Source organism: Mycolicibacillus koreensis (assembly GCF_002104795.1).
GTDB lineage: Bacteria > Actinomycetota > Actinomycetes > Mycobacteriales > Mycobacteriaceae > Mycobacterium > Mycobacterium koreense.
This window is the reverse complement of the sequence record NZ_NCXO01000027.1, coordinates 26,163-50,248: the sequence shown is the minus strand read 5'-3', so window position 1 is coordinate 50,248 and position 24,086 is coordinate 26,163. Positions and strand designations below refer to the sequence as shown.

Below are 24,086 nucleotides of genomic sequence, written 5' to 3'. Positions count from 1 at the left end.
GCCGGGCGGGTCAGGCCCCGGTGATCTCCTCGGCGCCGGCGGGCTCGACGGCCGGCCCGGCCGGCCCGGCCGACTCGGCGGCGGCGCGGCGGCGGTTCAGATACGCCTTGGTCACCGAGAAGATCGCCGGCAGCAGCGACACGAACAGGATCCCGACGATGATCAGTTCCAGGTGGTCGGTGATGCCGGGCACCTTGGTGCCCAGGTAGTAGCCGGTCAGGGTCATCCCCGCGCCCCACAGGACGCCGCCGATGATGTCGAAGCCCAGATACACCGGGTAGCGCATGTAGGACACCCCGGCGATCGGCGGCACGAAGGTGCGGGCGAACGGCACGAACCGGGCCAGGATGATCGCCGCCGGGCCGTACTTCTCGAAGAACGCGTGCGACTCGGTGACGTGGTGTTTCTTGAAGAACCGGGAGTCTTCCTTGTTGAACAGCGCCGGGCCGATCTTGCGGCCGATGAAGTACCCGGTCTGATCCCCGGCGATCGCCACCACCGCCACCGCGGGGGCGAGCACCCGGATGTCGGGGTTGCCGGCCGCGGCCAGCAGACCACCGGTCACCAGCAGTGATTCACCGGGCAGCAGCGGGAACAGCAGCCCGGTTTCGATGAACACGATGACCAGGATCGCCGGCAGCACCGCGTGCTCGAAGAGCCCGCCCTGACCGATCCAGTACATCGGATCCAAGATGTGCGGCATCGCGGCCGCGACGGTGATCATGATGCACCAACATACCGGTGGTTGCGCTGAACAGGCGTTGGGGATACTGAGGGGACCGGGTCGCCACCCGAACAACCGCTTGAACCGCCCAGGAGGACGTTTCCATGCCCATCGCAACGCCCGAGACCTACAACGAGATGCTCAAACGGGCCAAAGAGAACTCGTATGCGTTTCCGGCCATCAACTGCACCTCGTCGGAGACGATCAACGCCGCGATCAAGGGTTTCGCCGACGCCGGCAGCGACGGCATCATCCAGTTCTCGACCGGCGGCGCGGAGTTCGGCTCCGGGCTCGGCGTCAAGGACATGGTGACCGGGGCGGTCGCCCTCGCTGAATTCGCCCACGTCATCGCCGAGAAGTACCCGATCACCGTCGCCCTGCACACCGATCACTGCCCCAAGGACAAGCTCGACGGGTTCGTCAGGCCGCTGCTCGCGATCTCCGCGGACCGCGTCAAGGCCGGCCAGAACCCGCTGTTCCAGTCGCACATGTGGGACGGCTCGGCGGTGCCGATCGACGAGAACCTCACGATCGCGACCGGTCTTCTCAACGACTGCGCGGCGGCCAAGATCATCCTCGAGATCGAGATCGGCGTGGTCGGCGGAGAGGAGGACGGCGTCGCCCACGAGATCAACGACAAGCTCTACACCACCCCGGAGGACTTCGAGAAGACCATCGACGCCCTCGGTGTCGGCGAGCACGGCCCCTACCTGCTGGCCGCGACGTTCGGCAACGTGCACGGCGTGTACAAGCCGGGCAACGTCAAGCTGCGACCGGAGATCCTCGACGAGGGCCAGAAGGTCGCGGAGAAGAAGCTGGGGCTGGCGGCCGGGGCCAAGCCGTTCAACTACGTGTTCCACGGCGGGTCCGGGTCGCTGAAATCCGAGATCGAGGACGCGCTGCGCTACGGCGTGGTCAAGATGAACGTCGACACCGACACCCAGTACGCGTTCACCCGACCGGTGGCCTCGCACATGTTCACCAACTACGACGGGGTGCTCAAGGTCGACGGCGACGTCGGCAACAAGAAGGCCTACGACCCGCGCAGCTACCTGAAGAAGGCTGAGGCGTCGATGACCGAACGGGTCGTCGAGGCCTGCAACGACCTGCACTGCGCCGGCAAGTCGCTGACCGCCTGACGCCGCACCGACACAGCGCCCGTCCCGGTTTCGGGGTGGGCGCTGTGTCGTCGGGGCTAGCGGATCGGCAGGCCGGTCAGGGTGCGTGAGATCACGAGCCGCTGGATCTCGCTGGTGCCTTCGAAGATCGTGAAGATCTTCGCGTCGCGGTGCATCCGCTCCACCGGGTAGTCGCGCGTATAGCCGTTGCCGCCGAGGATCTGTATCGCGTCATCGGTGACCGCCACAGCGGTCTCGCTGGCTACTAGTTTGGCCATCGACCCCTCCGCGGATTGGAAGGCCACGTTGTTGCGTGCCATCCATCCTGCGCGCCAGACGAGAAGTCGGGCGGCATCGATGCGGGTTTTCATGTCGGCGAGTTTGAACGCGACGGCCTGGAACTCCCCGATCGGCCGGCCGAACTGCTCGCGTTGACAGGCGTACTCCAAGGCATATTCGTAGGCGGCCCGGGCCACCCCGACGGCCATCGCCCCGACAGTCGGCCGGGTCCGCTCGAACGTCTGCATCGCGGCTTGGCTACGCACCGACTCACCGGATTTGATCCGGGCGATGCGGTGCTCCAGCTTCTCGCGGCCGCCGAGGACCTGGTTCTCCGGAATGCGGACGTTGTCGAGCACCACCTCGGCGGTGTGGGAGGCGCGAATGCCGTGCTTCTTGAATTTCTGACCTTGACTCAACCCCGGGGTGTCCTTGGCTACGACGAAGGTCGCCTGGCCCCGGGACCCCAAGCCGGGGTCAACGGAAGCGATGATCACGTGAACATCGGCGATGCCGCCGTTGGTGGCCCACGTTTTGGTTCCGTTGAGCACCCATTCCTTGGTGGCGGTGTCGTAGTGGGCACGCGTGCGGATCGCGCCGACGTCGGAGCCCGCGTCGGGTTCCGACGAACAAAACGCCCCGAGCTTCGGGTCGGTGGCCGAGCCGAACATCAACGGCAGCCACTGGCCCACCTGCTCGGGGGTGCCGCTGCCCGCGAGCGCCGCGGCAGCCAGCCCGGTGCCCAGGATCGACAGCGCGATACCGGCGTCGCCCCAGAACAATTCCTCGAACACCACCAGCAGGCCGAGCCCCGACGGTTCGGCGGCCTGTTGAGCGAACAGGTCGGTGGAGTACAAGCCGATCTTGGCGGCCTCCTGGATGATCGGCCAGGGGGTCTCTTCGCGTTCATCCCACTCGGCGGCGGCGGGGCGGACCACGTCGGCGGCGAATTCATGCACCCAGTCGCGCACGGACTGGACATCGTCGGATGGCTCGAGTGAAAACATTGTTGATCTCCTGGGGTGGGGTTGATCTCCTGGGTGGTCAGTGGGTGGCCCGACGGGTCATTGATGACACCACGATCGGCCGGGAACGCCATGTCACCCCGGTTCTCACCGCAGCACAATCCCCGCCAGCGGGGGCAGTGCGGCCAGCGCCAGCAGCGTGGCGCTGATCCAGCGAGCCGCCGCCGGCCCCCGCCACAGCGCGGCGAGGAGCAACACCAGCCCGGCCACCCCGCCGATCAGCGCGACCGTGCCGGCGGGCGCGGCGATGGTGCTGGTGTGGGTGCCGTTCTCGAAGTCGCTGGCGAACGCCGAGTCGGTGAGCACCAGCAGCAGTGCGCCGAGCGCGACGGCCCAGCTCACCACCCCGGCGGCGCAGAGCAGATAACCCGAGCGGGGCTTTAACCCGCGGGGGCCTGGCAGATCTTCCACTGGTCGTCGCGGAACTGCAGGTCGAAGCTGCGGGTTGAGCGTTGGCTGGGGGCGTAGGCCATGTAGGCGGTGACGTTGGCCTCGGCGTGCTCGCCGTTGACGACGACCTCGTCGATGCTGGCCACCATCGGGTAGCGGTCGGCCTTTTTCACCCGCTGGTGGATGTCGGCCCACTTGGCGTCGTCGTATTTGACGTAGTTGTCGCGGGTGGTGCCGCAGGTGATGGAGCGCAGAGTGGTCAGGTCACCCTTCTGCAGCGCCAAGTCGAAGTTGTGGATGGTCTCGCGGACCAGTTCCCGCTGGGAGGCCACCTTGGGTTTGCTGTCGCGGGTCATCAACACCGTGCCGAGCACCGCGATCGCCGCGAGCGCCAGGATGATCAACGTCACCGCCAGCACCCAGCCCCAGCTGTTGTGCAGCTGCGCGGGCAGCTTGCTGTTGCGCGGGGGGATGGCCTGCGGCGGCACCTTGCCCGACTGCGGGGCGAACACCTCGGTCTCGGGCTCGTCGGTCGGCGGCAGCACCTGGGTCGCCCCGGCGTCGAAACCCGGCGCGGTGAACCGGCGTTCCGGCTGTTCGGCCGGGGCCTCCTCACCGCTGCCCAGGATCTCAGTCGGTGGGTCCGCCGGGGCGTCGACCCGATCGGTGACGGCGTCGACATCCATGCCGTGCTCCAACGGCGCCACCGGGTCGGTGGTCTCGCCGTGGGGGTTGGACCCTGTGGGGTTCGCCATGGTGGTGCTGTCCCTCCGTGAAAATCTAGTTAGGAGCTTACGACCCCGGTGCGGCACGGCAGAATGGACGCCATGACACTCACCGGTGATCTGCTGCGCCCCGATCCGATCCTGCTGCCCGCCGAGACCGACGTGGAGGCGCGGTTGGCTGCTGGCGACCATCCTGCCATCGTGGCGGCCGCTCATCCGGCTGCCTCGCTGGTGTGGGCGGTATTGGGGGAGAACGCTCTCGGTGAGGACAAGGTCATCACCGCCTACGCCTACGCGCGCACCGGCTACCACCGCGGGCTCGACGCGCTGCGCCGCAACGGCTGGCGCGGGCACGGCCCGGTGCCCTACGACCACGAACCCAACCAGGGTTTCCTGCGCTGCGTGGCGGTGCTGGCCCGTGCCGCCGACACGATCGGTGAGAGCGACGAGCACCAGCGCTGCCTGGACCTGCTCGACGACTGCGATCCGCGGGCCCGCGCCGCCCTGGACCTGGTGTAGCCCGCACCCACCACCTGAATCCACCCGCCGCAAACGCACGCGAACGTGAGTTTCGACGCCAGGCATGCACAGCCAGGCCCGCAGAAGGCCCGCCACTAACAGCACATGCACGCCGCGCCGGGCGGCTCCACCTGGACGGTGGCGTGCTCCAGGCCGCGCCCGGCTAACAGCAGCTGCGCGTCGCGCAACACCTGCGCGGGGTCGGCGTCGGTGCTCAGGTGGGCGGTGACCATGTCGCGGCCGGGCACCAACGTCCACACGTGCAGGTCGTGGACGTCACGCACCCCGGGCAGGCCCGCGAGGGCGGCGCGCAGCTCGTCGACGTCGACGTGCCGCGGTGAGGACTCCGACAGGATCCGCAGCGCGGAGCCGGCCAACGTCAACGCCCGCGGCAGCACCCACAGCGCCACCAACACCGCGACCACGATGTCGGCGTAGGCCCAGCCGGTGGTCACGGTGACGATCCCGGCGATCAGCACACCGATCGAGCCGACGGTGTCGGCGAGCACCTCCAGGTAGGCGCCCTTGACCGCGAGGCTGGTGGTGTGGGAGTGCAGCAGCGCCACCACGACCAGGTTCGCCGCCAGCCCGGCCAGCGCCACCACGATCATCGGCACACCGGGCACCTGAGGGGCGTGCCCGATCCGCCGGACCGCCTCGACGAAGATGAACGTCGCCACCCCGATCAACAGCACCGCGTTGACGACGGCGGTGAACACCTCGGCGCGATGCCAGCCGTAGGTCCGGGCCGCCGAGCGGGGCCCGCGGTCGGCGAGCAGCACTGCGGTCAACCCCATGAACAGCGCGACCACATCGGTGATCAGATGCCCGGCGTCGGCGAGCAGCGCCATCGAGTTGATCCAGATGGCGGTGGTCAACTCGACGACGAAGAAGACGCTGAGGATCGCCGCGGCGACGACCATCCTCGACACCCGGGTGCCGGTGCTGTCCATGGTTGGTCATCGTAGGGCCGGTCGTCGTGGGACTGGTCGTCGTGGGACTGGTCGTCGTAGGGCCGGTCGTCGTAGGACTGGCCATCGTGCGGCGCCCACCCCGCCCCGGCGGCGAAACCCTCCCTACAGCAGGCTGTTCCAGAACAGCGTCAACGCCGCCCCGGCGCCGGCCAGGCCCCGCGGCACCCCGGAGAGCTCGAAGATCGCATACACCAGCCCGAAGAACGCCCGGTTGAGTCCGGGGGCGATCAGCAGCACTACCAGCGCCAAGATGCCCCACTGCTTCACCGGGGCCAGCGCCTGCTGGGTCTCGTCACTCAGGTGCGGTTCCAGGGCGCCGTAGCCGTCCAGGCCCGGGATCGGCAGCAGGTTCAACACCAGGGCGGTCACCTGCAGGAAACCCAGGAACGCCACCCCCGCCCAGAAGACCGGGTGCCGCGGGTCGTAGAACAGCTGCACCGCACCCAACAGCAGCACCGCCAAGACGGCGTTGGCGGCCGGGCCGGCCAGCGACACCAGGGTGCGCCGCCGCGGCGGCATGAACCCGGTGCGCACGTACACCGCGCCGCCGGGCAGCCCGATCCCGCCGAGCGCGACGAACAGCAGCGGCAGCCCCAGCGACAGCAGCGGATGGGAGTAGCGCAGCGGGTTGAGGGTGAGATAGCCGCGTGCGGCGACATCGTGGTCGCCGAAGCGCCACGCGGTGTAGGCGTGACCGAACTCGTGCAGACACAGCGACACCAGCCAGCCGGCGATGACGAAGACGAACACCCCCGCATACGCCAGGGCGCTGACCTCCTCGGCCGCCAGCCAGGCCCCCGCCCCGCCGAGGGCGGTCACCGCCACCAACGCCAGGAAGATGGGGCTGGGGCGCACCGACTGGCCGTGCAGCGAGCGGACATTCACCCCACGGAAGCTACCGGACCGCCAGCCAGTCGACGATGTGCCGGTAGAACGTGGAGCGGCGCACCGGCCGCGGCGCGGCGACGCCGTCGCGCACCACCAGCGCACCGGTGGTGCCCAGCTGCGCGGCCCGGCCCTCCAGCCAGTGCCGGCGCCACCCGCCGAGCACCGCGGCGCGCACCCCGGGGGCGCGGTCCAGCGGTTCGACGCGCACCCCGGCGACCTGCCCGTCGAAGAGCACGGCGTCGTCGACGACGGCCTCCCCGCGCAGCGGTCCGTCGGCGCCGCGCCAGGTGGCCGCGGTGACCAGCACGGTGCCGGTCTCGTCGCGGATCAGCGGTGTCGGGGTGGCGGCGGCGCTCAGCGCCCGGCGCGCGCCGCGGCGCCCGGCGACGTGGGCCACCTCGATGTCGAGCCGCTCGGCGCGCAGCAGCCGCCCCAGCACCGTCGCCAGTGCGGTGTCCGCGCCGAGGACAACCAGCCGCCGCGCGCCGTCGAGCTGGGCGTCGACGTCGGCGCCGGCCGTGATCGCCACCACCGGCAACCCCGCCAGCGCCCGGGGCGGTGCGGCGTCGCCGAAGCGCAGCACCACCGTCTCCGCTGTGTTCACGGCATCCCTCGCGACCTGCTCAGCTAGTGTGGACTCCCGGCTGGAACACCATAATCGCGAGACCAAGGCGGGAAGAAGCCATGCCGGCAATCGTCCTGATCGGCGCCCAGTGGGGTGACGAGGGCAAGGGGAAGGCCACCGACCTGCTCGGTGAGCACGTGCAGTGGGTGGTGCGTTACCAGGGCGGCAACAACGCCGGGCACACCGTGGTGCTGCCGACCGGGGAGAACTTCGCGCTGCACCTGATCCCCTCGGGGGTGCTGACACCGGGGGTCACCAACGTCATCGGCAACGGCGTGGTCATCGACCCCGGCGTGCTGCTCGAGGAGCTCGCCGGCCTGGAGAACCGCGGCGTGGACACCTCCGGGCTGCTGATATCGGCCGACGCGCACCTGCTGATGCCGTATCACATCGCGATCGACAAGGTCACCGAGCGCTACCTGGGCAACAAGAAGATCGGCACCACCGGGCGCGGCATCGGGCCGTGCTACCAGGACAAGATCGCCCGGATCGGCATCCGGGTGGCCGACGTGCTCGACCCGGCCGAGCTGACCCACAAGATCGAGGCCGCCCTGGAGTTCAAGAACCAGGTGCTGGTCAAGATCTACAACCGCAAGGCCCTGGACCCGCAGCAGGTCGTCGACGAGCTGCTCGAGCAGGCCGAGGGGTTCACCCACCGCATCGCCGACACCCGGCTGCTGTTGGGCAATGCCCTCGATGCCGGGGAGCTGGTGCTGCTGGAGGGCTCGCAGGGCACCCTGCTCGACGTCGACCACGGCACCTACCCGTATGTCACCTCCTCCAACCCGACCGCCGGGGGCGCGGCGGTGGGCTCGGGGATCGGGCCGACGCGGATCACCACGGTGCTGGGCATCCTGAAGGCCTACACCACCCGGGTGGGGTCGGGACCGTTCCCCACCGAGCTCTTCGACGAGCACGGCGCCTACCTGGCCAAGACCGGCGGTGAGGTGGGGGTGACCACCGGCCGGGCCCGCCGCTGCGGCTGGTTCGACGCGGTCATCGCCCGCTACGCCACCCGCGTCAACGGCATCACCGACTACTTTTTGACCAAGCTCGATGTGCTCTCCAGCCTGCAGACCGTGCCGGTGTGCGTCGGCTACCGCATCGACGGCAAGCAGACCGCCGAGATGCCGATGACGCAGGCCGAGCTGGCCCGCGCCGAACCGGTGTATGAGGAGCTGCCCGGCTGGTGGGAGGACATCTCCGGGGCGCGCACGTTCGCGGAGCTGCCGGCCAAGGCCCGCGACTACGTGGAGCGCCTGGAGGAGATGTCGGGGGCGCCGGTGTCGTGCATCGGGGTCGGGCCGGGCCGGGATCAGACGATCGTGCGCCGCGACGTGATCACCGGAGAGTCGGCGTGAGCGGCGCCGAGGAGCGCGGCCGCGGCGGGTTTCCGGATTACCCGGTCATCACCGAGGCCGAGCCCGGATTCGCCCGCTACGTCGCCGCGATGCGCCGCCTGGGGGACCTGTCGGTCTCGGCCGCCCCGGACGACGACGTGTGGGCCGGCGCTGCCGACCAGATCGAGAAGCTGGTCGCCGAACTCGAACCGGCCGTCGCCCCCGAAGGGGTCTGCCCGGCCGGGCGGGCGCCGTCGCTGCCGGGCATGGGCAGCCTGATGCTGCCGCCGTTCCGGGTGGTCAAATTCGACCCCGACGGGGTGGAGATGCGCGGGCAGTTCAGCCGCTTCCACGTCGGCGGCAACTCGGCGGTGCACGGCGGGGTGCTGCCGCTGCTGTTCGACTGGCTCTGCGGGATGGTCGTGCACGGCGCGCAGCGCCCGATCAGCCGCACCGCCTATCTGAAGGTCGACTACCGCCACGTCACCCCGATCGACACCCCGCTGGTCGCCCGCGGCCGGGTCTCCCGGGTCGAGGGCCGCAAGTCGTTCATCACCGGCGAGCTCGTCGAGCCCCGCGGCGACCAGGAGATCCTCTGCGCCGAGCTGGACGCGCTGATGGTGCAGCTGCTGCCCGGCCAGCCGTAGCGCGTCAACGGCCGGGGCGCCAACCCCGGCCTGCAGCCCCGGCCCCCGACCAGCCCACACGAACCTGACCCGCAAGATGCGAATTACGGCTGGCACCGCCGCAGGCGCCAACAACGTCTTGAACGCCGATCGCGTTCGATCGACCGCAACCACCGAGAAGAGACGACGGCGCTCGTGGCAACAAAGGCTCGTAGCAACAAAGGGAGGTCTTGATGGGTATCGAAGACGAGGTCCGCCCCGGCGTGGCCGGATCGTGGGACCGATTCGTCGGACCGCGTGCATCCCGGGCCGAGACCGGCGGCACGCTTGCCGCCGTGATAGCCGCGGCAGTGTTCGCCGACCGCGACCCGCGGCGTCGGTCGATGCTGCGCAGCGCATTGCTGCGACTGACTGCAGTCGACTTATGGGGCGGCGCGTGGGTGAACAACACCCGCGCAAGCGTGCGCTGGTACGAGCGCCCCGGCCAGGGGGCCTGCCAACACCTCGGCTTCGCGGCGCTGCATGCGGCACACCCTGCGGTGATCGCCGCCGTCGACGCCACGGGTCACCGCCGCGACCGCGCGTCGGCCATCCGCTGGACGCTGGGGCACTACGGTTGGATGCTCGCATCCGCGACCGTTATTACTACGTCGCCTCGGCGGCAGCGTCTCCTGCTAGCGATCGCGACCACCTGTGTCGGTCTAATCCTCGACCGGCGACTCGGGCGATCGACGGCAGCTCCCTGGTTCGCCTCGGTCTACTACACCAAGCTACTGATTGGGCATGCCGCCGGAAGCCTATGGAACAGGGCTGGCTCTGTGAGCTGAGTCGTTAACGAGGATTCGAGAGTCTAGCGGCAACGCCGTCGGCGGACACCCACCCATCAACCGGCTCGCCGCCTGACAACAACGCGCCAGGTCACAGCCCCTACAGGTTCAGCGCGGCCTCTTCCAGGTCCAGCCCGTGCATCAGCGCGCGCAGCACCTGATCGTCGATGTGCCCGGCGTCGCGTTCGGCGACGAACGTGGCCCGCTCGGCGGCCAGCATCTCCAGGCGCAGCCACTTGAACGTGTCCGAGACGCTCTCATCGAGGTTGGTGGGGTCGTCGTGGCGGCGCAGCCGCTCGCGCGCGGCGTTGCGGCGGCGGGTGTTCATCACCCGCAGCGCCTCGGCGGCGCGGTCGACGGTCTGTGACGGCTCACTGGAGGCCAGCACCTCGTCGAGGCGTTCCAGGGCGGCGCGGGCGGCCTTGTCCTGCGCGGTGGCCGCGGCGACCGCGTCGGTGCGGGCCTCGTCGCCGTAGACCCCGAGACGGCGGATCAGCCAGGGCAGGGTCAGCCCGTGCAGCATGAGGGTGCCCACCACCACCACGAACGTCAGGAACACCAGCTGGGGCCGGCCCGGGAAGTTGTGCCCACCCAGGGTCAGCACCGGCACACCGAACGCCGCGGCCAGCGACACCACCCCGCGCATCCCCGCCCAGGCCAGCACCGCCACCTGCGCGGCGGTCGGTGCCGGTTCGCGCTCCCGGATGCGGGCGGAGAACCGCCGCGGCAAGTAGGCGAACGCCCACACCCACACGATCCGCATCCCCAGCACCGCGGCCATCACCGCCGCCGAGGCCCCCAGCAGGGAGGCGAACGTGTCGCCGTGCAGGTCGGCGATGACCGTCGGCAGCTGCAGCCCGATCAGCATGAACGCGAACGACTCCAGCATCAGCGTCAACGCCCGCCACACCGCCTGGTCCTGCAGCCGGGTGGCGTAGTGGGCGCGGGTGAACCGCTGCCCCAGCAGCAGCGCCGCGACGACGACGGCGACCACCCCGGAGCCGTCGAGCATCTCGGCGATCAGGTAGATCACGAACGGCGCCACCAACCCCACGGCGCTCTCGGCCAGCGGATCGGTGAGCTTGGCGCGCACCCACACCAACACGGTGCCCGACACCAGTCCGGTGACCACCCCGCCGACCGCGGCGGCAACGAACACCGTCAGCCCGCCGGCGACGGTGACCGTCGCCCCGATCGCTGCACCCAACGCCACCTTGTAGGCGGTCAGCGCGGTGGCATCGTTGAGCAGGCTCTCCCCGGTCAGCAGGGTCATGATCCGCCGCGGCAGGCCCAGGCGCCGGCCCACCGCGGTCGCCGACACCGCATCCGGCGGCGCAACGATCGCCCCCAGGGTGAACGCCGCCGGCAGGCTCAGTGCGGGCACCACGTAGTAGGCCACCACCCCGACCGCCAGGGTGGTGGCCAGCGGCAGCCCCACCGCCAGCAGCGAGATCGACCGGGCGTTGCGCCGCATGTTCAGATACGAGCTGTCGAGTCCCGCCGACCACAGCAGCGGCGGCAGGATCACGAACAGCACCAGATCCGAGCCCATCGTCACGTCGGGGATGGCCGGGATGATGCCGAGCACCAGCCCGACACCCACCAGCACCAGCGGCGCCGACAGGTTGAAGTGGCGGGCCATCGCGGTCACCAACACCGCCGAACCCACCACCGCGAGCAGCAGAGCATCCACGCGCCGCACCCTCCGTTTCTGTTCGCCTTTATCCTGTAGCAAAACGCTGTCGGCGACATCGAGGGGGTGAGTCCGTGTCCGACACCGAACCCGTGTCGGTGCGGCGGCGCACCCGCGTGATGGTGCTGGGCGCCGGGCAGCTCGGCGCTGAGCTGATCGTCGCGCTGCAACGCCTCGGCGCGGAGGCGATCGCGGCCGACCCGCCGGGCGCCCCGCTGGTCCCCGCCGATGAGCACCTCAGCGTCACCCTCACCGACACCGACCAGCTGTCCGCGGCGATCAACCGCGCCGAACCCGACGTGGTGGTCACCGTCACCGACCAGGTGTCGGTGGAGGCGCTGCGGCTGGCGGCGCAGTCCGGGCAGGTGGCCGTGGTGCCCAGTGCGCGCAGTGTTCGCCTGGCCGCCGACCGCGAGCAGATGCGCCGGCTGGTCGCCGAGGAGCTCGGCGTGCCGACGGTGCCGTTCTGGTTCGCCGGGTCCGCCCAGGAGCTCGCCGCGGTCGCCGAACGCGCCGGGTATCCGCTGGTGGTCAGTCCCGTGGGGGTGTCGACACCGGGGGAGGGCCAGTCGGTGTTGGTGCGCCCCGACGACGTGGAGCCGGCCTGGCGGCGCGCCATCGCCGCCGACGGGCACATCGAGCGGGTGATCGGCGAGTCGGTGCTGGCGGTCGACTACGAGATGACTCAGCTGGTCTTCGCCGACGACGCCGACACTGTGGAGTTTTGCGCGCCGATCGGGCACCGGCCCAGCGCCGACGGTCGCGGGCTGGAGTGCTGGCAGCCGCAGCCGATGAGCGGGGTCGCCGTCGACGCCGCCCGCAGTGTGGCCGCGCGCATCGTGCGGGCCCTCGGCGGGCGCGGGCTGTTCGCGGTGCACCTGGCGATCAGCGACGACGAGGTGTATTTCCGCGACGCCGGGGTGTTTCCGGTCGACGCCGGGCTGGTCACGCTGCGCACCCAGCGGCTCTCCCAGTTCGAACTGGCCGCCCGCGCGGTGCTGGGGCTGCCGGGCGACACCCTGCTGGTCTCCCCGGGGGCGGCGCGGCTGCGCTACCGCAACGGCGACCCCGATCCGGCCGCCGCCGGTCTGGGCGCGGCGCTGGCGGTGCCGGAGACCGATGTGCGGGTCTTCGGGCCGGGCTGCCGGGTCGGGATGGTGCTGGCCACCGCCGGGGATGTGGAGGCCGCCCGCGGGCGCGTCGACGACGCCGCCGACGCGCTGAGCGGGATGTTCGCCCGATGAGTCCCACCGAGGACACCCGCGGCGGGTCGAGCCCGTGGCCGATCATCATCGCCGCCGCGGTGGTAATGCTCGCCCTGATCGCAGTGGGCATCGGGGCGTTCCTGCGCGACGACGGCGACGCCGAACAGGTGGTGCGCGCCGCCAACGGGCAGAACGACGCCCTGCAGCGTGAGGACTTCGCTGCGTTCAGCGAGTTCACCTGCGCCGCCGAGCGGGGCAGCGAATCCGATTTCATTGCCCGCCACCGGGAATCGACGCAGGCACACGGTGCGCGCTACGTCGCCGACATCAACTCGATCAACGTCGACGGTGATGAGGCCACCGCCACCGTCGTCTACTACTTCGAGAACACCCCCGACGACAAAATCACCGCCCCCACCCGGTTCGTCCGCGAGGACGGCAGCTGGAAGGCGTGTGCGGAGACCCTGGCCGGATATGCAACACTCACGAACGTGAGCTACGCCGGAGACATCACCCCCCAGGAGTCGTGGCAACTGCTGAACGACAACCCCGACGCGGTGCTCGTCGACGTGCGCACCGAGGCCGAGTGGCGCTTCGTCGGGGTTCCCGACCTCTCCGGCATCGGCAAGAACGTGGTGTTCATCGAATGGGTGGACTCCGCGGGCAACCCCAATCCCGACTTCGCCCGCGAGTTGGCCGCCAAGGTGCCCGCCGGGCCGGTGGTGTTTTTGTGCCGCTCGGGCAACCGGTCGATCCCGGCGGCGCAGACCGCTACCGGGGCGGGCCTGACCCCGGCCTACAACATGGTGCACGGGTTCGAAGGCGGCCTCGACGCCGCCGGGCACCGCGGGGCGACCGGGTGGAAGGCCGACGGGCTGCCCTGGGCGCAGTCGTGACCCCGACGAGCCCGACGATGACCCGGACGACGAGCCCGCCCCGATGAGCCCCGAATCGATCCGCGTCCCCAAACCACTGCCCGACGGGGTCGGTCAGTCCACGATCGGCGTACGCGGCGGCATCCTGCGCTCGCAGTTCGACGAGACCGCCGAGGCGCTGTTTTTGAACTCCGGGTACGTCTACTCCTCGGCGGAGGCGGCCGAGGCGGCGTTCACCGGCGAGGTGGACCGCTACGTCTACTCCCGCTACGGCAACCCGACGGTGAGCATGTTCGAGGAGCGGCTGCGGCTGATGGAGGGCGCCCCGGCGGCGTTCGCCACCGCCTCCGGGATGGCCGCGGTGTTCGTCGCGCTCGGGGCGCTTCTGGGCGCCGGTGACCGGCTGGTGGCCGCGCGCAGCCTGTTCGGTTCGTGTTTCGTGGTGTGCAACGAGATCCTGCCGCGCTGGGGCGTGGAGACCGTCTTCGTCGACGGCGACGACCTCGAGCAGTGGGAGCAGGCACTGTCGGTGCCGACCACCGCGGTGTTCTTCGAAACCCCCGCCAACCCGATGCAGACACTGGTCGACATCGCCGCGGTCACCGAGATGGCGCATGCCGCCGGCGCGAAAGTGGTGTTGGACAACGTCTTCGCCACGCCGCTGCTGCAGCGCGGCTTCCCGCTCGGGGTGGACGTGGTGGTGTATTCGGGCACCAAGCACATCGACGGGCAGGGCCGCGTGCTCGGCGGGGCGGTGCTCGGCTCGGAGGACTTCATCGGCGGGCCGGTGAAAACCCTGATGCGCCACACCGGTCCGGCGATGAGCGCGTTCAACGCCTGGTTGCTGCTCAAGGGGTTGGAGACCATGTCGGTGCGGGTCAAACACGCCACCGCCGCCGCGCTGCACATCGCGGAGTTCCTCCAGACCCACCCGGCGGTGCGGTGGGCGCGCTACCCGTTCTTGGCGTCGCACCCGCAGCACGAGTTGGCCCGCCGGCAGATGTCCGGTGGCGGCACCGTGATCACCTTCGCCCTCGACGCGCCCGGCGACACCGGCAAGCAGCGCGCGTTCGAGGTGCTCGACGCGCTGCGGCTGATCGACATCTCCAACAACCTCGGCGACGTGAAGTCGCTGATCACCCATCCGGCGACCACCACCCACCGGGCGATGGGCCCCGACGGCCGGGCGGCGATCGGTCTCGGCGACGAGGTGGTGCGCATCTCGATCGGTCTGGAAGACGTCGACGATCTGCTCGGAGACCTCGATCAAGCGCTGCGCAGGTAACGATTCCGGATCAAAGCCGCGGCACGCCGCTGACCTGCAACGAAGGCCCCGCGACGGTCGACTATGGTCGCGGGGTGCACCGTCGTACCGCCCTGAAACTGCCGTTGGCCCTCGGTGCCGGCGTTATGCTGGCGCGGATGCCCAGTGCCCATGCCGCCCCCAACCGGTGGTCGGCTGAGCAGGCCAACCGCTGGTACCGCGCGCAGGGCTGGCTGGTCGGATCGAACTACGTGCCGGCCACCGCGATCAACCAGCTGGAGATGTTCCAGCCGGGCACCTTCGACGCCCGCCGGATCAACACCGAACTCAACTGGGCGCGGCTGTGCGGGTTCAACACCATGCGGGTGTTCCTGCACGACCAGCTGTGGGCCGCCGACAAGCGCGGCTTCACCACCCGGCTCTCGCAGTTCCTCGGGATCGCCGCGCGCAACCGCATCAAACCGATGCTGGTGTTCTTCGACTCCTGCTGGGATCCGCACCCCAAGGCCGGTCAGCAGCCCGCCCCGCGGCGCGGTATCCACAACTCCGGCTGGGCGCAGAGCCCCGGAGCGGACCGCATCGACGACAAGGCCTACCGGGCGGTGCTGCGCGACTACGTCACCTCGGTGATGACCCAGTTCAAAAACGACGACCGGGTGCTGGCCTGGGACGTGTGGAACGAGCCGGACAACATGGCCAAGCAGTACGCCAGCGTGGAACGTTCCGACAAGCTCACCCAGGTCGCCGACCTGCTGCCGCAGGTGTTCTCCTGGGCGCGGTCGGTGGGGGTGCGCCAGCCGATCACCTCCGGGGTGTGGGACGGCTCCTGGTCAGATCCCTCCGGGCTCACCGAGATTCAAGGCGTGCAGCTGACCAACTCCGACGTGATCACCTTCCACAGCTACGACCACCCGACCGGGTTCTCCAACCGCATCGACGAGCTGGAGCCGACGGGCCGGCCGATCCTGTGCACCGAGTACATGGCCCGCCAGGAGGGCTCCACCGTGCAGGGCATCCTGCCGGTGGCCAAGCGCCGCAACGTCGGGGTCTACAACTGGGGGCTGGTGGCCGGCAAGAGCCAGACCTACTACCCGTGGGACTCCTGGCACAGCCCGTACTCGTCGATCCCGAAGGTGTGGTTCCACGACCTGCTGCGCCCGGACGGCAAACCGCACCAGAACGCGGAGATCCAGACCGTGCAGCGGCTCACCGGTCGGCTCAGCTGACTACTCGCCGTGCTCCTTGACGCCCTGGGCGTCCTGGGCGCGGGTCTCGTAGGCCTTGCGGGCGGTGGTGTCGACGTCGAGGAAGATCCGGTCGAGCTTGAGGCTCTTGTTCATCCGCCGCCGCCCCCGCGGGCCGAGCAGCTGCGACAGTGTGGCGGTGAACCGCAGCGGGCGCGGCACCGACAGCAGCGTGGTCGGCTTGTTGAGCACCTTGATGACCGCCTTGGCGATGTCCTCGGGCTCGACCGGCTTGCTCGCCGCGGTGGTGGTGGTCCCCGAGATCAGCTCGGTGTTGGTGAACGGCGGCATGATCGCCGAGACCTGCACGCCGTGCTCGGCGACCTCGTCGGCCAGCGCGGTGGTCAACCCGATCACCGCGACCTTGGTGGCGGTGTAGACCACCTGGCCGGGCAGCGGGATCAATCCCGACAGTGAGGCGATGTTGATGATGTGCCCGCTGCGACGGTTGATCATGCCCGGCAGCACCAGTTGGCAGCCGTTGATCACGCCGTAGACGTTGACCTCCATCGACGAGCGGATCGACGCCTGGGACTGTTCGAGGAACGGGCCGACCGGCATCACCCCGGCGTTGTTGATGAGCACGTCGATGTGCCCGCCGCCGTCGGCGCTCGCCTTCTCCAGAAACGCCGCGAACGAGTCGCGGTCGGTGACATCCAGCGGGTGACCCGAGACCGGGCCCAAGGCGCTGATCGCGGCGACCGACGACTCCAGCACGTCGATGTCGCGGTCACCGATCACCACCCGCGCACCCTTGCCCAGCAGGGCTTTCGCGGTGGCCAGCCCGATGCCGCGGGCGCCCCCGGTGATGACGATGGTCTTGCTGGCGATGTTGTCCATGCCGTCGGACTTTACACGTGTCAAATGTGATCGTGACAACAGGTGGCGGTGCCGCGCCGGCCGGCGGGGTCAGAGCGTCCAGACGCCGACGTCGATCGAGATTCCCGACGACGGGCTGTAGCGGACCTGGGTGGGGCTGACCCCGGTCGGCAGCGCGAACGCCACGCATCCGGTGGTCGCGGACTGCGGGGCCAGCACGAACTGCCCGTAGAGGAAGTTGGTGCAGTTGGACACGGTCGCCAGTGACGACGGATAGGTCTGCTCGTCGGTGCCGACGACCGAGACGTTGTTGTTGGCGTCGCCGGTGATCGTCAGCCGCCCGATGTTCTTGATGCTCAGCTCGACGGCGATGTAGGTCTTGTCCGGTTCGCGGCCGTTGGGCACGGTGGCCGGATTGATGACGTCACGCACGGTGACCGCCACCCGGCTGTCCCCGATGCGGTCGAGCTCCAGGGTGTCGCCGAGGTAGGCCGGCGGCCGCGGCGGCGGGGTCGGCAGGCTCGGGACGAACACGTCGGGTTTCTTCTCCGCCGCCGACTCCTGGTTGCAGCCGGTGAGCATCGCCAGCAGCGCGGCCGCCAGCACCAGGCCCGCGCGGGCGCGCCGGGTCATGACTGCACCGCCAGCGGCTGGGTCGGCTCGGCCGGGGGCGGAGGTTTGACGTTTTCCCCGCGCGGGTGGATCACCCGCGGCCACCAGAACCAGCGGCCCAGCAGCACCGCGATCGACGGCATGAACAGCGACCGCACGATCAAGGTGTCCAGCAGCAGACCGATACAGACGGTGGAACCGAACTGGCCGAGCACCTCCAGGTCACTGCCGAGCATCGCGGCCATCGTGAACGCGAACACCAGCCCGGCGGCGGTCACCACCCCGCCGGAGCCGCCGATCGCGCGGATGTAGCCGGTTTGCAGACCGGCATGGATCTCTTCGCTGAATCGGGACACCAGGAGCAGGTTGTAGTCCGAGCCGACGGCCATCAGCACGATGATCGACAGCACCTGCACCACCCAGTGGATGTTGTGGCCCAACAGGTCCTGCCAGATCAACACCGAGAGCCCGAACGCCGCGGCGATAGAACTCGACGCCGTGCCGACGATCACCACAGCGGCGACGAGGCTGCGGGTGATCAGCACCATGATCATGAAGATCAGTGTGAGCGAGGAGATCACCGCGATCATCAGGTCGTACTTGGCGCCGTCGTGCATGTCTTTGAACGTCGCCGCGGTGCCGCCCAAGAAGACCTTCGCGTTGGCCAGCGACGACTGCTTGAGTGCCTCCTGGGCCGCTTGGCGTTCGGAGTCCACCCGCGAAATCCCTTCCGGGGTGGCCGGATCGGAGGCGTGGGTGATGAAGAACCGTGCCGACTTGCCGTCCGGGGACATGAACTGGCGCAGACCGGTCTGGAAGTCGGAGTTGTCGAACGCCTCGGGCGGCAGGTAGAAGAAGTCGTCGTTGCGGGCCTCGTCGAAGCTCTGGCCCATCATCACGGCCGTGTTCGACATGTACTCCATCTGGTCCATCATCGCGTTGAACGTGCTGTGCATCGTCAACGTCAACGACTTGGTGTGCTTCATGCTCGCGATCGCCGGAGGCAGGATCGCGACCATTTCCTTCTGCCACTCGTCCATCTGGTGGATCGATGTCGACATGTTGCCGAACTGCTCATCGAGTTTGTCGATGCCGTCGAGCGCGTCGAAGATGCTGCGCAGCGACCAGCAGATCGGGATGTCGAAACAGTGGGGCTCCCAATAGAAGTAGTTACGCATCGGGCGCCAGAAGTCGTCGAAGTCGGCGATGTGGTCGCGCATGTCGTTGGTGACGTCGACCATGTTGTCGGTGACCTCGGCCATGCCGGTGGTGGTCTGGGAGAGACCCGTGGTGATGCGCAGCATGTCTTCGAGGTAGTCGATGGTGACCTGCTGCTCATCGGCCATCTTGAGCATGTCGGCCATCCGCTCCTTGATGAAGTCCATGTTCTGCATCATCATGTTGCCCTGCATGCCCTGCTGGAACGGCACCGAGCTGTGCTGGATGGGGATGCCCAGCGGGCGGGTGATGTCCTGGATCATCGCGATGCCGGGCAGGCGGATGATGTTCTTGGCCACCCGGTCGAGCACCAGCATGTCCGCCGGGTTGCGCATGTCGTGGTCGGCCTCGACCATCAGCATGTCCGGGTTCATCCGGGCCTGGGTGAAATGCTTCTCGGCGGCGGTGTAGCCGATGTTGGCCGGCGCGTCGTCGGGCAAGTAGTTGCGGTCGTTGTAGTTGGTCTTGTAGCCGGGCAGGGCGACCATGCCGATCATCACGATGATGCCGCTGGCCACGAAGATCGGGCCGGGCCAGCGCACCACCGAGGTGCCGACCTTGCGCCACAGGGTGGATTGGCGGGTCTGTTTGGTGTCGAGGAGTTTGAACTTGGCGGCCACCGTCAGCACCGCCGGGCCCAGGGTCAGCGCCACCACGACGACCACGAGCATCCCGATCGAGACCGGATAGCCCATCGTCTTGAAGTAGGGCAGCCGGGTGAAGCTCAGGCAGAACGTGGCGCCGGCGATCGTCAGACCCGAGCCCAGCACCACCGGGGTCACGCTGCGCACGGTGGTGTAGTAGGCGGTCTCGCGGTCCTCGCCGAGTTGACGGGCCTCGCGGTAGCGCCCGATGAGGAAGATGCCGTAGTCGGTGCCCGCGGCGATCGCCAGCATCGTGAGGATGTTGGTGGCGAACGTCGTCATGTTCATGAAGTCGTGGTGGCCGAGTAGGGCGACCACCCCGCGCGATACCGCCAGTGCGATACCGGTCATAAACAGCTGCACCAGGGTGGCGACCACCGAGCGGTAGACGATCAGCAGCATGATCGTGATCGCCCCGAGGGTGAACAGGGTGATCGTGGCGAGGCTGGCGTTACCGATCATGTGCATGTCGGTGGCCAGTGCCGCCGACCCGACGACGTGGGCGGTCAGCCCCGGCGGCGGGTCGGATTCCTCGATGGCCTTGCGGACGGCCTCCACCGACTCGTTGGCCTTGGTGGTGCCCTGGTCGCCGGCGAGGTTGAGCATGACGTAGGCGGACATGCCGTCGGAGGACTGCACCCCCGCGGCGGTCAGCCGGTCGCTCCAGAAGTCCTGGATGTGCTGGACGTGTTTGGGGTCGTCGCGCAGTTCGGCGACGAGTTTGTCGTAGTAGTCGTGGGCTTCCTGGCCGAGCTCCTCGTCGCCGACGAGCACCACCATGACCGAGCTGTTGGAGTCGAACTCCTGGAAGTTGTGGCCGAGGCGGTCCATCGCGACCATCGACGGCGCTTCGGTGGGCGCCATCGGGGCCGAGTGCGCCTCGCCGACCTCTTCGAGCTGCGGGACGACGGCGTTGACGATGATCGTCAGCAGCAGCCAGCCCAGGATGATCGGGATGCAGAACACCCGCAGCATGTGGGCGAAGAACGGGCGCCGGGTGCCCTCCGTGTAGGCGCTGTGTTGGGTCATGCGGATTTCACCACGCAGAAGGTCTGGGCGTTGTTGCCGGCGGCGTACTGTTCGGCGCGCACGATGTCATCGACGGTGACGCGGCACCCGATCTCGCTGCTGTCGCCCTGGACGACGATGTTGGGGCTGACCGACGGCAAGGTGGTGCTGAAGGTGAAGCTCCAGGGCAGCACGGCGCCGTCGATCTGGTGGGTGTTGGCCTCGGCGTCCCAGTAGTTGATGCTCACCACGGTCCCGGGCGGGCCGAGCACGTCGTAGGTGACGACCTTCGGGTTGAACTGGACGATCTCGATGCCGTGTCCGGCGCCGGCGTTGGGGTCCTCGGAACCGAAGATCCCGTGCAGCCGGTAGACCACCAGACCGGAGACGGACAACACGACGATGAACACCAACGGTATCCACAATCGCTTAAACAGCCTGGTCACCCCGACCCGTCCTAACGTCTGTGTCACTGATTCGCTGCGCCGAAACGCCCATAAGCTTTGTTGTGCTAAGCATCGGGGACGTTACCCGACGGTTGGCGCTGATGTGAAGTCGGCAAGCGCCAGTGTGAGCGGCGATACGGCGCGTGGGGCTGGCGCGTGGGGTGGGGTGTGAGGCTGGTGCGTGGGGGTGGTGTGTGGGGGTGGTGTGTGCGGCTGGTGTCAGCGGAACGCCGACAGCCCGGTGAACGCCTGACCGAGCACCAGTTGATGCATCTCCGGGGTGCCCTCGTAGGTGAGCACCGACTCGAGGTTGACCATGTGGCGGATCACCGGGTACTCCAGCGAGATGCCGTTGCCGCCGAGGATGGTGCGCGCGGTGCGGCAGATCTGCAGGGCCTCGCGTGTGTTGTTGAGTTTGCCGAAGCTGACCTGTGCCGGGGCGAGCCCGACGCTGTCCTTGAGTCGACCCAGGTGCAGGGAGAGCAGTTGGCCCTTGTGCAGTTCGAGAGCCATGTCGGCGAGTTTGGCTTGGGTGAGCTGGAATCCGCCGATGGGTTGGCCGAACTGGGTGCGGCTCGTCGCGTAGTCGCGGGCGGCGTCGAACGCGGAGCGCGCAGCGCCCATCGCACCCCAGATGATGCCGTAGCGGGCCTCGGAGAGGCTGGAGAGCGGGCCCTTGATGCCCTGGGCGCCGGGCATGAGCGCGTCGGCGGGAAGGCGCACGTCGTCGAGGACGAGTTCGCTGGTGATCGAGGCGCGCAGTGAGAGTTTGTGGTGGATCGTGTGGGCGATGAACCCGGGGGTGTCGGTGGGCACGATGAACCCGCGGATGCCGTCGTCGGTGGTGGCCCAGACCACCGCGACGTCGGCGATGCTGCCGTTGGTGATCCACATCTTGCGGCCGTTGAGGATCCAGTCGTCCCCGTCGCGGCGGGCGCGGGTGGTCATCGCCGCCGGGTCGGAGCCGACGTCGGGTTCGGTCAGCCCGAAACAGCCGAGGACGTCGCCGGTGGCCATGCTCGGCAGCCAGTGTTGTTTCTGGTCTTCGGAACCGTTGTTGTAGATCGAGAACATCGCCAGCGAGCCCTGCACGCTCACCAGTGAGCGGATGCCGGAGTCGGCGGCCTCCAGTTCCTGGCAGGCCAGCCCGTAGTGCACCGCCGAGGCCCCGCCGCAGCCGTAGCCGTGAAGGTGCATGCCGAGCAGTCCGAGTTCTCCGAAGCCTTTGGCCAGTTCACGGGCCGGCAGGTCGCCGATCTCGAACCATTCGGTGATGTGCGGGCTGACGTGCTCGGCGCAGAATTTGGCGACGGTGTCGCGCACCGCGATCTCGTCGGGGGACAGTGAGGCGTCGAGGCTCAGCGCGTCCTGCGGGTCGAAACGCGGGGTCGATGCGGTGGCGGCCATCGACTCATCCTGCCATCGTCAGCCCGCCGGAGACGCTGATGACCTGACCGGTGATGAACGATGCCGCCGCGGATGCGAAGAACAGCACCGGGGCGGCCACCTCGTCGGGGGTGGCGAGCCGGCGAAACGGGATCGCCTTGATCAGGGCGGCCTGCAGTTTCTCCGGCTGGGCGGCGAACAGCGGGGTGTCGGTGGGGCCGGGGCAGACACAGTTGACGGTGATCTGGTGGCGGGCGAGTTCACGGGCCAACGATTTGGTCAGCGCGATGACCCCGCCCTTGGCTCCGGCGTAGATGCTCTCCCCGGCGCTGCCGACCCGGCCGGCGTCGCTGGCTAAGTTGATCACCCGGGAGCCGCCGCCCGCGTCGATCATCGCGGGCAGGAACGCTGCGCACATGTTCACCGGGCCGAGATAGTTGATCGCCACGACCTTCTGGGCGAATTCCGGTGTCGCATCGACGAATTGATGGGTTTCATCCCACCCGGCGGCATTGACCAGCACCGTCGGGGTGCCCAGCTCGGTCTGCACCCGGTCGCGCAGGGCGTCGACGCTGGCACGGTCGGCGATGTCGACCGGGAAGGCGCTGATGTGATCGGGGTCGTGGGCGGCGGTCGCGGCGGCAGCGGGTTCGTTGAGGTCGGCGGCGACCACTCGGCAGCCCGTCGCCGCGAACCCCAGGGTGATGGCGCGACCGATCCCCGAACCGGCCCCGGTGACGACGACGAGTGTGTTTTCCATCCGGGTTCAGTCTTGTGGGTGCCCGCGGGCGCGGTCAAGGGGTGCTTGGGGTTGCCTCGCGGCGTGCCGGTGGACCGCTGCTTGTCGCACAGGCTGCATGTCCCACACGCTGAATGTCCCACACGCCCCACCGTTCACAGCGAGAGATGGGTGTGTCGATGTGCCCGCCTCTGTAGCGACAATGGCGGCGAACGAGCCGTTTTTAGCCGGTCGGCCCGCCCCAGGACGCCTCATCCGCCTCGCCTGCCCAAGGGGCAACATAGTGTCGCTGGGGAAGGGCTGCCCGCCGAGCCAGCGACAACAGTTCCTCGGCCTCGGCGCGCATCTGCTCGACTCGCGCACAGATGCGATATTCGGTGCCGCGCGGCATGGTGCCGGCACGGTAGCGGGCGCGGCCGATTCGGCGCACCCGGTCGCGCCGCTCCTCCCAGCGCAGCGCATCGGAGATGGTTTTCGACGCCCGCCCCGGGATGCGAAAGCCACGCCGGTGCAGGGCGGCGATCAACTGGCGCACGGTGCTCGGTCCGGTGTCGAAGAGCTCCATGGTCAGCAGATAACGCAATTCGATGCCCTTGACGAAACGACCGGATTCGCGTGTCGGGGCGGTGTTTGGGGAGAGATTTGGGGAAGGTGTTGTGGTGTCCATGGCGACACGCTGCCACCGGGGTCGGACACCCGCGGCGACCCAACGGCGGTGCCCCGCCGCGAAACGGTGTTTGGTCACACCAGCCCCGGATTGTCGCTGACTCGGTGGGCACCGCCCGCCCAGCGACAATCTGCGACTGAAGCGACCACTGGGTCTGCTGAGGCGCCATAATCGCTGAAAACCGGTCCTCGTCGCCGTTTTCCACC

General features: G+C 68.9%; 24 protein-coding genes and 1 pseudogene. 10 read left to right on the top strand and 15 right to left on the bottom strand.

Features of this window, described 5'->3' with window-relative positions:
- Positions 1 to 10: 10 nt before the first annotated feature.
- The gene (locus B8W67_RS12630) at positions 11 to 724 is read right to left on the bottom strand and encodes a DedA family protein (RefSeq protein ID WP_085304306.1); all 714 of its coding nucleotides are present in this window, start codon (positions 722 to 724) and stop codon (positions 11 to 13) included.
- A gap of 104 nt (positions 725 to 828) precedes the next feature.
- Here B8W67_RS12630 and fbaA point away from each other — a divergent pair, with 104 nt between their 5' ends.
- A complete protein-coding gene (fbaA, locus tag B8W67_RS12625) occupies positions 829 to 1,863 on the top strand; it encodes a class II fructose-bisphosphate aldolase (protein ID WP_069390646.1) in 1,035 nt (344 codons plus the stop codon).
- Positions 1,864 to 1,919: 56 nt separating this feature from the next.
- Here the strand turns inward: fbaA and B8W67_RS12620 are convergent, their stop codons facing one another.
- The 3 genes from B8W67_RS12620 to B8W67_RS12610 form a co-directional block, all read right to left on the bottom strand.
- Positions 1,920 to 3,128: an acyl-CoA dehydrogenase family protein gene (locus B8W67_RS12620; protein ID WP_069390645.1), complete on the bottom strand. Its 1,209-nt coding sequence runs from the start codon at positions 3,126 to 3,128 to the stop codon at positions 1,920 to 1,922.
- Between the two features lie 105 nt (positions 3,129 to 3,233).
- Positions 3,234 to 3,488, bottom strand: a complete 255-nt coding sequence (locus B8W67_RS12615; protein WP_133056104.1) for a hypothetical protein — start codon at positions 3,486 to 3,488, stop codon at positions 3,234 to 3,236.
- Between the two features lie 38 nt (positions 3,489 to 3,526).
- Positions 3,527 to 4,291, bottom strand: coding sequence for an Rv0361 family membrane protein (locus B8W67_RS12610; RefSeq protein WP_085304302.1), 765 nt, complete (start codon positions 4,289 to 4,291; stop codon positions 3,527 to 3,529).
- A gap of 72 nt (positions 4,292 to 4,363) precedes the next feature.
- On the opposite strand from B8W67_RS12610, the gene B8W67_RS12605 reads away from it, so the two are divergent.
- On the top strand, positions 4,364 to 4,780 hold the full coding sequence (locus tag B8W67_RS12605) for a DUF3151 domain-containing protein (protein WP_085304324.1): 417 nt from the start codon (positions 4,364 to 4,366) through the stop codon (positions 4,778 to 4,780).
- Between the two features lie 95 nt (positions 4,781 to 4,875).
- Here B8W67_RS12605 and B8W67_RS12600 read toward each other — a convergent pair whose 3' ends face one another.
- From B8W67_RS12600 to B8W67_RS12590, 3 genes are all read right to left on the bottom strand, one after another.
- Positions 4,876 to 5,733 carry a cation diffusion facilitator family transporter gene (locus tag B8W67_RS12600; protein ID WP_085304300.1) on the bottom strand — a complete coding sequence of 286 codons (858 nt, stop codon included), beginning with the start codon at positions 5,731 to 5,733 and terminating at the stop codon, positions 4,876 to 4,878.
- Positions 5,734 to 5,856: 123 nt separating this feature from the next.
- Positions 5,857 to 6,639 (bottom strand): site-2 protease family protein, encoded by a 783-nt coding sequence (locus B8W67_RS12595; RefSeq protein WP_085304298.1) that lies wholly within the window; start codon positions 6,637 to 6,639, stop codon positions 5,857 to 5,859.
- Positions 6,640 to 6,649: 10 nt separating this feature from the next.
- A complete protein-coding gene (locus B8W67_RS12590) occupies positions 6,650 to 7,246 on the bottom strand; it encodes a peptidase M50 (RefSeq protein WP_085304296.1) in 597 nt (198 codons plus the stop codon).
- 80 nt (positions 7,247 to 7,326) lie between these two features.
- On the opposite strand from B8W67_RS12590, the gene B8W67_RS12585 reads away from it, so the two are divergent.
- The 3 genes from B8W67_RS12585 to B8W67_RS12575 all read left to right on the top strand — a co-directional run bounded on the left by B8W67_RS12585 (position 7,327) and on the right by B8W67_RS12575 (position 10,060).
- Positions 7,327 to 8,628, top strand: a complete 1,302-nt coding sequence (locus B8W67_RS12585; protein ID WP_085304294.1) for an adenylosuccinate synthase — start codon at positions 7,327 to 7,329, stop codon at positions 8,626 to 8,628.
- Positions 8,625 to 9,254 carry a PaaI family thioesterase gene (locus B8W67_RS12580; protein WP_234806748.1) on the top strand — a complete coding sequence of 210 codons (630 nt, stop codon included), beginning with the start codon at positions 8,625 to 8,627 and terminating at the stop codon, positions 9,252 to 9,254. The genes B8W67_RS12585 and B8W67_RS12580 overlap by 4 nt, the downstream gene beginning before the upstream one ends.
- Positions 9,255 to 9,466: 212 nt before the next feature.
- Positions 9,467 to 10,060 (top strand): hypothetical protein, encoded by a 594-nt coding sequence (locus B8W67_RS12575; RefSeq protein WP_085304292.1) that lies wholly within the window; start codon positions 9,467 to 9,469, stop codon positions 10,058 to 10,060.
- A gap of 100 nt (positions 10,061 to 10,160) precedes the next feature.
- On the opposite strand, the gene B8W67_RS12570 is transcribed toward B8W67_RS12575, so the two are convergent.
- Positions 10,161 to 11,753, bottom strand: coding sequence for a Na+/H+ antiporter (locus tag B8W67_RS12570; RefSeq protein WP_085304290.1), 1,593 nt, complete (start codon positions 11,751 to 11,753; stop codon positions 10,161 to 10,163).
- A gap of 74 nt (positions 11,754 to 11,827) precedes the next feature.
- Between B8W67_RS12570 and purT the strand changes: the two genes are divergently transcribed.
- The 5 genes and pseudogenes from purT to B8W67_RS12550 all read left to right on the top strand — a co-directional run bounded on the left by purT (position 11,828) and on the right by B8W67_RS12550 (position 16,323).
- Complete coding sequence (gene purT, locus B8W67_RS12565; protein ID WP_234806747.1) at positions 11,828 to 12,997, top strand: formate-dependent phosphoribosylglycinamide formyltransferase; 1,170 nt, start codon at positions 11,828 to 11,830, stop codon at positions 12,995 to 12,997.
- Positions 12,994 to 13,401, top strand: a pseudogene (locus B8W67_RS21690) (Rv0361 family membrane protein); the annotation flags it as partial. The gene purT and the pseudogene B8W67_RS21690, both read left to right, overlap by 4 nt.
- A gap of 48 nt (positions 13,402 to 13,449) precedes the next feature.
- Positions 13,450 to 13,854 carry a rhodanese-like domain-containing protein gene (locus B8W67_RS12560; protein WP_085304318.1) on the top strand — a complete coding sequence of 135 codons (405 nt, stop codon included), beginning with the start codon at positions 13,450 to 13,452 and terminating at the stop codon, positions 13,852 to 13,854.
- A 43-nt stretch (positions 13,855 to 13,897) separates the two neighbouring features.
- Positions 13,898 to 15,118: an O-succinylhomoserine sulfhydrylase gene (locus tag B8W67_RS12555; protein ID WP_069390634.1), complete on the top strand. Its 1,221-nt coding sequence runs from the start codon at positions 13,898 to 13,900 to the stop codon at positions 15,116 to 15,118.
- 74 nt (positions 15,119 to 15,192) lie between these two features.
- On the top strand, positions 15,193 to 16,323 hold the full coding sequence (locus tag B8W67_RS12550) for a cellulase family glycosylhydrolase (protein WP_085304288.1): 1,131 nt from the start codon (positions 15,193 to 15,195) through the stop codon (positions 16,321 to 16,323).
- Here the strand turns inward: B8W67_RS12550 and B8W67_RS12545 are convergent, their stop codons facing one another.
- The 7 genes from B8W67_RS12545 to B8W67_RS21680 form a co-directional block, all read right to left on the bottom strand.
- The gene (locus B8W67_RS12545) at positions 16,324 to 17,181 is read right to left on the bottom strand and encodes an SDR family oxidoreductase (RefSeq protein ID WP_069390632.1); all 858 of its coding nucleotides are present in this window, start codon (positions 17,179 to 17,181) and stop codon (positions 16,324 to 16,326) included. It abuts the gene before it with no gap.
- 69 nt (positions 17,182 to 17,250) lie between these two features.
- Complete coding sequence (locus tag B8W67_RS12540; protein ID WP_069390631.1) at positions 17,251 to 17,793, bottom strand: DUF4352 domain-containing protein; 543 nt, start codon at positions 17,791 to 17,793, stop codon at positions 17,251 to 17,253.
- Positions 17,790 to 20,663, bottom strand: coding sequence for an MMPL/RND family transporter (locus B8W67_RS12535; protein ID WP_085304286.1), 2,874 nt, complete (start codon positions 20,661 to 20,663; stop codon positions 17,790 to 17,792). Before B8W67_RS12535 ends, B8W67_RS12540 begins: the two co-directional genes overlap by 4 nt.
- Complete coding sequence (locus B8W67_RS12530) at positions 20,660 to 21,088, bottom strand: MmpS family transport accessory protein (protein WP_084228448.1); 429 nt, start codon at positions 21,086 to 21,088, stop codon at positions 20,660 to 20,662. Before B8W67_RS12530 ends, B8W67_RS12535 begins: the two co-directional genes overlap by 4 nt.
- Before the next feature lie 219 nt (positions 21,089 to 21,307).
- Positions 21,308 to 22,495 carry an acyl-CoA dehydrogenase family protein gene (locus B8W67_RS12525; protein ID WP_085304285.1) on the bottom strand — a complete coding sequence of 396 codons (1,188 nt, stop codon included), beginning with the start codon at positions 22,493 to 22,495 and terminating at the stop codon, positions 21,308 to 21,310.
- 4 nt (positions 22,496 to 22,499) lie between these two features.
- On the bottom strand, positions 22,500 to 23,234 hold the full coding sequence (locus tag B8W67_RS12520; RefSeq protein ID WP_069390627.1) for an SDR family NAD(P)-dependent oxidoreductase: 735 nt from the start codon (positions 23,232 to 23,234) through the stop codon (positions 22,500 to 22,502).
- Between the two features lie 202 nt (positions 23,235 to 23,436).
- Entirely contained in the window at positions 23,437 to 23,880 is a 444-nt protein-coding gene (locus B8W67_RS21680) for a hypothetical protein (RefSeq protein ID WP_372507462.1), read from the bottom strand.
- Positions 23,881 to 24,086 lie beyond the last annotated feature (206 nt).

Coding starts and splice junctions, on each gene's coding strand:
- B8W67_RS12585 (WP_085304294.1), top strand. CDS start 7,327: ATGCCGGCAATCGTCCTGATCGGCGCCCAGTGGGGTGACGAGGGCAAG.
- B8W67_RS12555 (WP_069390634.1), top strand. CDS start 13,898: ATGAGCCCCGAATCGATCCGCGTCCCCAAACCACTGCCCGACGGGGTC.
- B8W67_RS12535 (WP_085304286.1), bottom strand. CDS start 20,663: ATGACCCAACACAGCGCCTACACGGAGGGCACCCGGCGCCCGTTCTTC.
- B8W67_RS12525 (WP_085304285.1), bottom strand. CDS start 22,495: ATGGCCGCCACCGCATCGACCCCGCGTTTCGACCCGCAGGACGCGCTG.
- B8W67_RS12610 (WP_085304302.1), bottom strand. CDS start 4,291: ATGGCGAACCCCACAGGGTCCAACCCCCACGGCGAGACCACCGACCCG.
- B8W67_RS12600 (WP_085304300.1), bottom strand. CDS start 5,733: ATGGACAGCACCGGCACCCGGGTGTCGAGGATGGTCGTCGCCGCGGCG.
- B8W67_RS21680 (WP_372507462.1), bottom strand. CDS start 23,880: ATGGACACCACAACACCTTCCCCAAATCTCTCCCCAAACACCGCCCCG.
- B8W67_RS12630 (WP_085304306.1), bottom strand. CDS start 724: ATGATCACCGTCGCGGCCGCGATGCCGCACATCTTGGATCCGATGTAC.
- B8W67_RS12575 (WP_085304292.1), top strand. CDS start 9,467: ATGGGTATCGAAGACGAGGTCCGCCCCGGCGTGGCCGGATCGTGGGAC.
- B8W67_RS12520 (WP_069390627.1), bottom strand. CDS start 23,234: ATGGAAAACACACTCGTCGTCGTCACCGGGGCCGGTTCGGGGATCGGT.
- B8W67_RS12545 (WP_069390632.1), bottom strand. CDS start 17,181: ATGGACAACATCGCCAGCAAGACCATCGTCATCACCGGGGGCGCCCGC.
- B8W67_RS12620 (WP_069390645.1), bottom strand. CDS start 3,128: ATGTTTTCACTCGAGCCATCCGACGATGTCCAGTCCGTGCGCGACTGG.
- B8W67_RS12540 (WP_069390631.1), bottom strand. CDS start 17,793: ATGACCCGGCGCGCCCGCGCGGGCCTGGTGCTGGCGGCCGCGCTGCTG.
- B8W67_RS12605 (WP_085304324.1), top strand. CDS start 4,364: ATGACACTCACCGGTGATCTGCTGCGCCCCGATCCGATCCTGCTGCCC.
- fbaA (WP_069390646.1), top strand. CDS start 829: ATGCCCATCGCAACGCCCGAGACCTACAACGAGATGCTCAAACGGGCC.